At 28.9% G+C, this 10,218-nt stretch carries 11 protein-coding genes; 4 read left to right on the top strand and 7 right to left on the bottom strand.

Annotated features, from left to right (window positions below; genetic code table 11):
* From AB1Z17_RS06905 to AB1Z17_RS06885, 5 genes are all read right to left on the bottom strand, one after another.
* On the bottom strand, positions 1-707 hold a 707-nt coding region (locus tag AB1Z17_RS06905), incomplete at its 3' end, for a M1 family metallopeptidase (RefSeq protein ID WP_368051066.1).
* A gap of 122 nt (positions 708-829) precedes the next feature.
* Complete coding sequence (locus AB1Z17_RS06900; RefSeq protein ID WP_368051065.1) at positions 830-1,378, bottom strand: DUF4252 domain-containing protein; 549 nt, start codon at positions 1,376-1,378, stop codon at positions 830-832.
* A gap of 12 nt (positions 1,379-1,390) precedes the next feature.
* Positions 1,391-1,930 (bottom strand): DUF4252 domain-containing protein, encoded by a 540-nt coding sequence (locus AB1Z17_RS06895; RefSeq protein WP_368051064.1) that lies wholly within the window; start codon positions 1,928-1,930, stop codon positions 1,391-1,393.
* Between the two features lie 4 nt (positions 1,931-1,934).
* Positions 1,935-2,360: a hypothetical protein gene (locus AB1Z17_RS06890; protein WP_368051063.1), complete on the bottom strand. Its 426-nt coding sequence runs from the start codon at positions 2,358-2,360 to the stop codon at positions 1,935-1,937.
* Complete coding sequence (locus tag AB1Z17_RS06885) at positions 2,347-2,856, bottom strand: RNA polymerase sigma factor (RefSeq protein WP_368051062.1); 510 nt, start codon at positions 2,854-2,856, stop codon at positions 2,347-2,349. Before AB1Z17_RS06885 ends, AB1Z17_RS06890 begins: the two co-directional genes overlap by 14 nt.
* Before the next feature lie 135 nt (positions 2,857-2,991).
* Between AB1Z17_RS06885 and AB1Z17_RS06880 the strand changes: the two genes are divergently transcribed.
* Positions 2,992-4,476 carry a S41 family peptidase gene (locus tag AB1Z17_RS06880; protein ID WP_368051061.1) on the top strand — a complete coding sequence of 495 codons (1,485 nt, stop codon included), beginning with the start codon at positions 2,992-2,994 and terminating at the stop codon, positions 4,474-4,476.
* Between the two features lie 121 nt (positions 4,477-4,597).
* On the opposite strand, the gene bcp is transcribed toward AB1Z17_RS06880, so the two are convergent.
* Positions 4,598-5,050: a thioredoxin-dependent thiol peroxidase gene (bcp, locus tag AB1Z17_RS06875; protein ID WP_368051060.1), complete on the bottom strand. Its 453-nt coding sequence runs from the start codon at positions 5,048-5,050 to the stop codon at positions 4,598-4,600.
* A 118-nt stretch (positions 5,051-5,168) separates the two neighbouring features.
* On the opposite strand from bcp, the gene nth reads away from it, so the two are divergent.
* Positions 5,169-5,819, top strand: a complete 651-nt coding sequence (gene nth, locus AB1Z17_RS06870; RefSeq protein ID WP_368051059.1) for an endonuclease III — start codon at positions 5,169-5,171, stop codon at positions 5,817-5,819.
* Entirely contained in the window at positions 5,812-5,961 is a 150-nt protein-coding gene (locus tag AB1Z17_RS06865) for a hypothetical protein (protein ID WP_368051058.1), read from the top strand. The genes nth and AB1Z17_RS06865 overlap by 8 nt, the downstream gene beginning before the upstream one ends.
* Before the next feature lie 633 nt (positions 5,962-6,594).
* Here the strand turns inward: AB1Z17_RS06865 and AB1Z17_RS06860 are convergent.
* Positions 6,595-7,179 (bottom strand): RNA polymerase sigma factor, encoded by a 585-nt coding sequence (locus tag AB1Z17_RS06860; protein WP_368051057.1) that lies wholly within the window; start codon positions 7,177-7,179, stop codon positions 6,595-6,597.
* Positions 7,180-7,410: 231 nt separating this feature from the next.
* Here AB1Z17_RS06860 and uvrA point away from each other — a divergent pair, with 231 nt between their 5' ends.
* On the top strand, positions 7,411-10,197 hold the full coding sequence (gene uvrA, locus AB1Z17_RS06855; protein WP_368051056.1) for an excinuclease ABC subunit UvrA: 2,787 nt from the start codon (positions 7,411-7,413) through the stop codon (positions 10,195-10,197).
* The last annotated feature ends 21 nt before the right edge of the window (positions 10,198-10,218 follow it).

Genomic DNA, 10,218 nt, shown 5'->3' with positions numbered 1-10,218 from the left:
TTCCAGGTATCATTTATAACACTAAATTCACCCGCACCTATAAAAAATAAATATGGAGCGTGTTTTTGATCCATTTTCCAATAATCGGTTCTAGTACCATTATTGTTCTCAATTTGAGATTGTAAAGTTCCATTTGAAAGTGTTACAAATTTGCTTGGAACAGTCATATAAATTTCTTGTGAAGTTTTTTGATTTGGAGCATCTATAGTAGGAAACCAGCAACTGCTTGCTTCAGTTTCACCTTGTGTCCAAATTTGGGTTGGTTTATCTGGATCTTCTTCTAAAGGATCTATAAAATACAATCCTTTTGCTTCTTTAATGTTTTCACTTCCTTTCTGAGTAACTTCTTCTGGTCTAGCTATATAATTTACATAAACCGTATATTCTTCTCCTTTAGTATAGGTTTTATTGAGTTCTATGGTAAGTTCATTATCAGAATAATTATATGCTGCATTTATGTTGTCTACTTTAACTTCATTTATTTTAAATGCTTTAGCATCTAAGGTTACTTTATTTGTTGGGTAAAAATGCGGTGTTAACGTAATCCAGGCTTCACCATTTAACTGGCTTTTTTCAAAATTAAAATCGACTTTTAATTTAGTATGTACCAAATTGTTGATTTTATCTCTTTCCGGGTGGTATATTTTATCTTGAGCATTTAAACTAAGTGTAAAAAGTAAAATAAGTACTACAAATATGTTCTTCATTTTTAAAAACTAAATTTTAGGTGTTCAAAAATACTGTTTTTCTTTTTTTAAGAAGTTAATAGATAGTTAAAAAGCCATACTTTGTGCAAGTATGGCTTTTAAAAATTTATTTTATGGAAGATTTATTTTAGACTACTAAACAAACCTCCTAATTGTTTTAATTGAGCAGAATCTCCATCCATTTTAATTTCTTGAGCTATTTTCATAATATCACTTGGATTCATGTTTTCTCCAATAACTCGTACAACAGCAAATCCTTTTGAGGCATCTGAACCAAAAATAACAATCTCATCAATAGCTTCTTCTTCACCCAAATAATTAACACTAACACTTCCTTTTCCCATATTCATGCGCATTAATTGCTTGTATTTAGGGTTTTTAAGAATTGCATTCACTTTTAATTTTTCTGAAGTATATAAAGCTTCATTAGTTTCAGTTAATTGCAATGCTAAAAAATTTACTTTTTTAATTGTTTCCAGCGTATTTTTAACATCTTCTGAAACATTTTCATCTTTTAGTTGCAGTATGTTTGCAGGCAAATCAACTGAAATAAAGGCATTATTTTCTTTACTATCTACATAATATTTCTGTAAAGACGGACTATTATCACAAGAAACAAATGTAAGTGTCGCAATAAAAGCTATTCCTAAAAATTTTATAATTGATTTCATATCACTACTTTTTTATTGTTTTTTTAAATGCTTGCTACTTCCTGGCACATGCGATTCAGTCAGTTCAGATATTTTATTTAAGTCAATTTCTCCTGTTAATGAAAGTATTACAGATTCTGCCTTTACAGGACTGTCAGAATTTTTTGTATACTTACCTGCACCACTTACAAACATTAGCAATTCACTAACATGGTCTTCATCTTTTCCTTGACGAACATAAATTTTAACATTAGTATCTTCATCCTTTACTCTCATTAGTTCAATTAATTTAGAAGATTTTAAATATTTAGAAACTATTGCATTCATATCTTGTGCAATTGCTGGATTTTCAGTTGTAAAAACTCTAAAAGAAGATAAACCTTTTACCATATCAAAATATTCTTGTCCTTCTTCTCCTCCACCTTTAAATTTTGCAAGCATTCTAAACGCTTCTTTATTTACAATTACAGATGAAACTTCATCCATTTCTTCAAATTTGTCAAATATCGAATTTTGAGCATACGTGCCAAAAGATATTAAGGTTACTGCTAATAATACTATTAATTTTTTCATTTTTTTACTTTTTAGGTTGTTTAAAAATTTTGTTTTTTGTGTCTTCAAAATGCTGCAGTTTTAAAATTGCATCATTTCCTTTGTTTAAATTTGCTGCCAACATACCAAAAGCCATTTGGGTTTCTGTATATATTCTTTCAGCCTTTTTTTGTTGGTTATTTTGATAACCGGTGTAAACACTTACTAATAAAACTACTGAAGCTGCTACGGATAACCATTTCCAATTCATCTTTTGACTTTTTAATCGGATGGTTTTTGTAAACCGCTCATTTTTATTAGTTGAAAAATATCCGAACATCGCTTGATATTCTTGTAAATGTGGCGCTACATTATCACCAGAGAAATAAGTTTTTAACTCTTTTTCTTCTGCAATGGTAGTTTCTGCATCCAGATACTTTTCCAACAACTTTTCTATGTTAGCTAATCCCATAATTATGTTGTTTTGTTAATTGTTCTCTAATTGTTTTTCTTGCTCTTGATAATGTTACTCTAACAGCTGTTGGTTGTAAATCCAACATTTTTGCTATTTCATCAAATTCATATTCTTCAATATCTCGAAGCTGTATTACTAATTTTTGTTGCTCTGGTAAGTTTTCAATTAATTTATGAACCAAACTTACACTGTCATTAAGTTCCACGCGTCTTTGAAGTGGCGTATCTTTTTCTTGATAATTGCTATGAATTAACTTTAAATTACTTGCTTGCTTCGATTTTAATCGGTCAAAACAATAATTTTTTGTCATTGTCATTGCAAATGCCTCAACACTTTTATAGTCTTTTAATTTAGACCTGTTTCTCCATAACTTAAAATAAAGCTCTTGAGTAGCATCTTCAGCCTCTTCAGTAGAAACAAGTAGTCTTTTTGCTACTCGAAACACTTTATCTTTAAAGGGCATTACAGTTTTTAAAAACTCTGACTGCTTCATTTTTAAGTTTGATTTACTATTTTTTTTGGTGTTGTTACAATTATGACGAACATACTTCGTTATTGTTACACTTTGGTTTAATTTTTGTAATTAAATTTTTATCTTGCGACAAAATACACATATTATTTTATACACATGAAAAAAATAAATCCCTTTTTAGTATTCTTTTTAGCCCTAGGCTTTACCATAATTAGTTGTAATAAAGATGATGACCAACCAAGACGCATTCTTGATAATACAAAAATTGAGAATCCAATCAATCATTTTGTATGGCAAGCTATGAATTCTTGGTACAATTGGCAACCAAACGTTTCTAATTTAGCTGATTCTAAAGATGATAATCTACAAAATTATTACGATTATTTAAATAGTTATTCAACTCCCGAAAGTTTATTTGAAACCTTATTATACGACAAAGGTAATACGGATAGATTCTCTTGGTTTATTGAAGATTATAATAAACAAGGCGCATCCTTTAGAGGTGTTAATGATGCTTATGGATTTGAGTTTGGTGTTGCAAGATTATGTGAAGGCTGTTCTGAAATTATTGGGTATGTAACGTATGTTGTTCCAAATTCTCCTGCTGCAGACGCAGGAATACAACGTGGTGATTTATTTTATAAATTTGATGGAATTGAATTAAATATTGATAATTATGGAGTTGTAAATAATTTTTATGATGATGAAATTACATCTATTACAATGGAGTTTAACACCTTAAACAATGGAACTATTGTACCTAGTAATGTAGAAAAAACACTAACTATTAGAGAGGTTGTAGAAAATCCGGTTCTCTATTCTGACATCATAACAAATAATGCTGGAACAAAAATCGGTTACTTGGTTTACAATGGTTTTAAATATACGTTTCACGAAGAATTAAATAACGTTTTTGCTGATTTTAAAGCTGCAGGAATTACAGAATTAGTATTAGACTTACGTTATAATGGTGGTGGTTCTGTATTAACATCAGCTTATTTAGCAAGTATGATTTATGGTGGTGCTTCTGAAAATGAAACCTTTGCCAAATTAATTTACAATTCAAAACATAGTGATGAGGGCGGCTATTATCCTTTCTTTAATACAGCATATATTTATGATAAAGAAGGTGAATATTCTGGTAGCGATGCAACTATTAACAGATTAAATTCTATTACAAAATTATATGTAATTACTTCTCGAAGTACAGCCTCTGCTAGTGAAATGATAATTAACGGATTAACACCTTATCTATCAGTTATAAAAATAGGAACAACTACCTATGGCAAAAATGTTGGTTCTATTACTTTATATGACTCAGCAGATTTTAAAAAGGATGGTGCAAATACTACACATACAAATGCTTTACAACCTATAGTATTTCAAATTTATAATAAATTTGATGAAAGTGATTACACATTAGGATTTATACCAGATTATGAAGTTTTTGAATTTGCGTCGCAAATTAAACCTTTTGGAGATTTAGAAGAGCCTTTATTAAAGACAGCATTAGATCATATTTCAGGAGCAATTTCTAAACCTAGTTTGGCAAAGAAAAGTACTTTAAAAACTGGTCCATCTGTATTTAATTCTCTTGACAAAAAGAAATACGCCAAAGAAATGTATATTATTCCTGAATAAAAATAACTGGATTTTTTATTTAAGACTAAAAAACCTAACAGATTTTAAAATTTGTTAGGTTTTTTTATGCGGTCTAGGTAAAAAGATTTTAATTGTTATTTTCAAAAAATAAATTTATTTATTATTCCAAAATCTGACTTGTATGTTGTTTTGTTTTTACTTTTAAAATTACATCCTCAATAATTCCTTTTTCATCAATAACAAATGTAGTTCTATGGATTCCGTCGTATTCTCTTCCCATAAATTTCTTAGGTCCCCAAACTCCAAACGCGTTAATTACGGCTTTATCCTCATCAGCTAACAAAGGAAAAGGAAGTTCGTTTTTATTTTTGAAATTTTGTTGACGTTTTGCAGAGTCAGCACTTACTCCTAAAACATCGTATCCTTTCGCTAAAAACGATTGATAATTGTCTCTCAAATTACAAGCTTCCATTGTGCAACCTGGCGTACTTGCCTTTGGATAAAAAAATAATACCAACTTTTTTCCAGTATAATCAGCTAATTTTATGGTGTTCCCTTGTTCATCTAGCGCTTCAAAATTTGGTGCTTTATCACCTACTTTTAATGTTGTCATATATAAATTATTTTAAAGTTGTAAGTTAAAAAGTTATTGGCACAATTAAAACTTTTTCAAAAAATAAATCTTTAAATTTTAAGTAATTTTGTATTTTAGTTTTTTCAACAAAAATATAATGACAAAAAAAGAAAAAGTACAATTCGTAATTGATACATTAGAACAATTATATCCAGAAGTTCCAATTCCATTAGACCATAAAGATCCATATACTTTATTAATTGCTGTGTTAATGTCCGCACAAAGTACTGATGTTGGTGTTAATAAAATTACACCTAAATTATTTGCAAAAGCAGACAACCCTTATGATATGATAAAACTCTCTATTGAAGAAATTAGAGAAATAATAAAACCCGTTGGTTTGTCTCCTATGAAATCTAAAGGAATTTATGGATTGTCTAAGATCTTAATTGATAAACACAACGGTGAGGTTCCAAAAAATTATAAGGATTTAGAAGCATTACCTGCGGTTGGGCATAAAACAGCAAGTGTTGTTATGAGTCAAGCTTTTGGAATTCCTGCGTTTCCAGTTGACACACATATTCATAGATTACTTTATAGATGGGGTTTAACCAATGGCAAAAATGTAGTTCAGACCGAAAAAGATGCGAAAAGATTATTTCCGAAAGAATTATGGAATAAACTGCACTTACAAATTATTTTTTATGGAAGAGAATATTCTCCAGCTAGAGGCTGGAATCTTGAAAAAGATATAATTACTAAAACTATCGGAAGAAAATCTGTTTTAAATAAAATTAAAAATGGCTAAAAAAGGAAGTGCAAAAAATACTAAAAATAAAGCTTTACATTCAAAATTAATGAATCAGAAAAAGAATAAACTAAAAGCTTCTAAAATTTCAACTAAACTACGATTAAAAGCTATTGTTAAAAGATCTCAGGAAACTAATTGATGTTTTTTGTTAAAAAAGGGTTTTTCTAAAGCCTATTTTTATATTGTTTTATTCCTAAAGCTAAAGGTGGAGGCAAACAAAAAGGAAGCAATATACATTCAATAGATATGGGTTTTAATCCATTTTAGAAAGGCCTAAATCCATAGTAGACTTAGGTCAAAATTATTCTAATGAATATCATTTATAAATTTTCAAACATATTTTTTAATTAATTCAATAAATACACTATCTTCATATTTAATAAATAGAAAATAGCTATTATTTAACTTTTAAAACTAAAAACAATGGCAAAAAGTCAGGATGCAAAAAAGAATGTAAAAAAAGAGGCTCTTAAAACTTCTAAAGAAAAAAAGGCCGCAAAAAGAGATAAGAAACCTAAATACGATTAAATAAATCAGTACTAAACAAAAGCCCATTTTTGGTTAGAAAATGGGCTTAAAGAACATTAATTCAAATGTAATTCAATATACTTGTTTTTGTTGGTTTTAACTACCCTCATTTGTTTAGAGTAATTAAGTAAATATTGAATTATTTCAGGTCTTGGTTGCTCCACCATTGGAGTCTTTTTAGAGTAAAGTTTCATCATATTTAACTGGTTTATATTAAAGTAACGATGAAATTTTACTTTTAGTATTAATTAACCAAAATTATATTATGTTTTTCTATTAACTTTCTTAAATTAATAAGTGCATAACGCATTCTTCCTAATGCAGTATTTATACTTACATCTGTATTTTCTGCAATTTCTTTAAAACTCATATCTTTATACATACGCATAATTAACACTTCTTTCTGATCTTCAGGTAATTCAACAATTAACTCTCGAATATCATTTAAAATCTGATCTTTAATTAACTGTTTTTCAACATTTAAAACTTCATCACTAATTACAGTAAAAATATCAAATTCATCCGTATTTCTAAACGTTGGAATTCTTTTATTTCTTCTAAAGTGATCAATTACCAAATTATGAGCTATCCGCATAACCCAAGGTAAAAATTTACCTTCTTCATTATATTTACCTCTTTTTAAAGTATTTATAACTTTAATAAAAGTGTCTTGAAAAATATCTTCGGCAATCTCTCTATCCAAAACTTTAGACAATACAAAACTAAAAATTCGTTGTTTATGGCGAATAATTAGAATTTCTAAAGATTTTTCATTTCCGTTTATGTAGTCGCTTACTAAAACGCCATCGGCTATAACTTTACTTTGCATAATTTAAATACATTAATGGGGGTTAAACTTGTATTTTATAATTTTTATAAAAAGTAATTGTGTTATATAAGCGTTCTTTTTTAGAATTAATACTCAAATATGCAGCATATTTTTAACATTTACAAATAAAACGTAAAGAACTATGCATATTTTTTTTATATTATGTTCTCTTAAGCTCTTAAAATTCTCATTAATTGTAATTATCTTTGCCTTTATTCATTTTTTTGAAGTATGACCAAAAACCTTGCCGCATTAAACCCGAAAGAAAACATTCTAATTAAAGGAGCCAGACTTCATAATTTAAAAAATATTGATGTCGCAATCCCAAGAAACAAATTGGTTGTAATTACAGGACTTTCTGGCTCTGGAAAATCTAGCTTGGCTTTTGATACGTTATTTGCTGAAGGTCAGCGTAGGTATGTAGAGAGTTTATCGTCATACGCTCGTCAGTTTTTAGGAAGATTAAACAAACCAAAAGTAGATTATATAAAAGGTATTGCTCCAGCTATAGCCATTGAACAAAAGGTGAATTCTACAAATCCTCGGTCAACGGTTGGAACTTCAACAGAAATTTACGATTATTTAAAATTATTATTTGCTAGAATTGGTAAAACCTACTCTCCTATTTCTGGAAATGAAGTAAAAAAACATACGGTTAGCGATGTTATTAATCACATTAAAACAATAGCATTAAATACAAAATTACTACTTATCTCACCTGTTCATATTCCAAATGAAAGAAGCGTACTTCAAACATTAAAAATATTAGCGCAACAAGGCTATGCAAGAATAAAATATAAAGATGAAATTATTAGAATTGAAGAAATAACAGCAGAAATTGAACACGATTTTCACCTAGTTATAGATAGAATTGTTGTTAAAGATGATGAAGATTTTTTTAATCGTTTAGGTGATGCTATTCAAACTGCCTTTTTTGAAGGAAAAGGTGAATGCATTATTCAAAATTTGAACACAAAAACTGAAACTTTATTTAATAATAAGTTTGAATTAGATAGTATTCAATTTTTAGAACCAAACACACATTTATTCAGTTTTAACAACCCTTATGGTGCCTGTCCAACCTGTGAAGGTTACGGAAATGTTATAGGTATTGACGAAGATTTAGTAATTCCAAATACCGGACTTTCAATTTATGAAGATGCTATTTTACCTTGGAAAACAGATTCTTTTAACCATTATAAAAACGATTTAATATCCCATGCTTATAAATTTGATATTCCTATTCATAAACCTTGGTTTGAACTGACAGAAATTCAAAAAGCATTAATTTGGGATGGAAATAATTCCTTTAACGGGTTGTCACATTTCTTCAAACATTTAGAAGAAAAGAGTTATAAAATTCAATATAGAGTAATGCTTTCTCGCTACAGGGGAAAAACAAAATGTACAACGTGCAAAGGAAAGAGATTAAGAGAAGAAACCAACTATGTAAAAATTAACACTAAAAATATTAACGAATTGGTTGATGTGCCATTAAATGAATTGGCAGACTTCTTTAAAAACTTAAAACTTGATATTTATGAAGTAAAAATTGCAAAACGTTTATTGGTTGAAATCAATAACAGATTGCAATTTTTAAATAATGTTGGTTTAAATTATTTAACCTTAAATAGAACTTCAAACACCTTGTCAGGTGGTGAAAGTCAACGTATTAATTTAGCAACATCTTTAGGGAGTAGTTTGGTAGGTTCTATGTATATTTTAGATGAACCAAGTATTGGTTTGCATCCAAAAGACACAGAACGTTTAATTAATGTGTTAAAAGATTTACGTAATTTAGGGAATACTGTTATTGTAGTTGAACATGACGAAGATATTATGAAAGCTGCCGATTTAATTATTGATATTGGTCCTGAAGCTGGTACTTTTGGTGGAGAAATTGTTGCAGAAGGAACATTTTCTGAAATTCTAAAATCAGACTCTTTAACAGCGCACTATTTAAATAATACACAACAAATTGAAATTCCAAAAGTAAGAAGAACTTCAAAAAATTCAGTTACAGTTATTGGAGCCCGAGAAAATAATTTAAAAAATATTGATGTTATATTTCCTTTAAATTGCTTAACAGTAATTACTGGAGTTTCCGGAAGTGGAAAAAGCACCTTAGTCAGTAAAATATTGTTTCCTGCTATTCAAAAGAAAATTGGTGGTTATGGAGAAAAGGTAGGTCAGTTTGCCGAAATTAAAGGCGATTTTAATGCAATTGAACATATAGAATTTATCAATCAAAATCCAATAGGGCGGTCAAGCAGGTCAAATCCTGTAACTTATATTAAAGCTTATGATGATATTAGAGCATTATTTGCTTCAGAAAAATTGTCAAAGATAAGAAATTACCAACCAAAACATTTTTCATTTAATGTTGAAGGTGGACGCTGTGAAATTTGCAAAGGTGAAGGCGAAGTTACCATAGAAATGCAATTTATGGCAGATGTACATTTAGAATGTGAAACCTGTAAAGGAATGCGTTTTAAAAAAGAAGTTTTAGAAGTGAAATTCTATAAAAAATCTATAAATGATATTTTAAATAGTACAATTGATGATGCTATTTCATTTTTTAAAGAACACAATGAAACTAAAATTGTAAAAAAACTGCAACCTTTACAAGATGTTGGTTTAGGCTATGTAACATTAGGACAATCTTCATCAACACTTTCTGGCGGTGAAGCGCAACGGATTAAATTAGCTTCATTTTTGGTAAAAGGAACCCGACAAAGTAAATCGTTATTTATTTTTGATGAACCTACAACTGGATTACATTTTCACGATATTAAAAAACTATTAAAGTCGTTTAACGCTTTAATAAAAAATGGGCATTCAATAATTGTAATAGAACACAATATTGATTTAATAAAATGTGCCGATTATATTATAGATTTAGGGAAAGAAGGTGGTAAAAATGGGGGATCCCTCCTATTTCAAGGAACACCAGAAGATCTTATAAATTGTAAAGATTCTTTAACAGCGCCTTATTTAGCAGAAAAGTTGAGCAGGTAAGTTTTAGTAACAGGTAGTAGG

This window comes from Lutibacter sp. (genome assembly GCF_040883305.1).
Lineage (GTDB): Bacteria > Bacteroidota > Bacteroidia > Flavobacteriales > Flavobacteriaceae > Lutibacter.
This window is presented reverse-complemented; position numbering and strand designations above follow the sequence as displayed.

Coding starts and splice junctions, on each gene's coding strand:
- AB1Z17_RS06900 (WP_368051065.1), bottom strand. CDS start 1,378: ATGAAATCAATTATAAAATTTTTAGGAATAGCTTTTATTGCGACACTT.
- AB1Z17_RS06895 (WP_368051064.1), bottom strand. CDS start 1,930: ATGAAAAAATTAATAGTATTATTAGCAGTAACCTTAATATCTTTTGGC.
- AB1Z17_RS06890 (WP_368051063.1), bottom strand. CDS start 2,360: ATGGGATTAGCTAACATAGAAAAGTTGTTGGAAAAGTATCTGGATGCA.
- AB1Z17_RS06885 (WP_368051062.1), bottom strand. CDS start 2,856: ATGAAGCAGTCAGAGTTTTTAAAAACTGTAATGCCCTTTAAAGATAAA.
- AB1Z17_RS06880 (WP_368051061.1), top strand. CDS start 2,992: ATGAAAAAAATAAATCCCTTTTTAGTATTCTTTTTAGCCCTAGGCTTT.
- bcp (WP_368051060.1), bottom strand. CDS start 5,050: ATGACAACATTAAAAGTAGGTGATAAAGCACCAAATTTTGAAGCGCTA.
- nth (WP_368051059.1), top strand. CDS start 5,169: ATGACAAAAAAAGAAAAAGTACAATTCGTAATTGATACATTAGAACAA.
- AB1Z17_RS06865 (WP_368051058.1), top strand. CDS start 5,812: ATGGCTAAAAAAGGAAGTGCAAAAAATACTAAAAATAAAGCTTTACAT.
- AB1Z17_RS06860 (WP_368051057.1), bottom strand. CDS start 7,179: ATGCAAAGTAAAGTTATAGCCGATGGCGTTTTAGTAAGCGACTACATA.
- uvrA (WP_368051056.1), top strand. CDS start 7,411: ATGACCAAAAACCTTGCCGCATTAAACCCGAAAGAAAACATTCTAATT.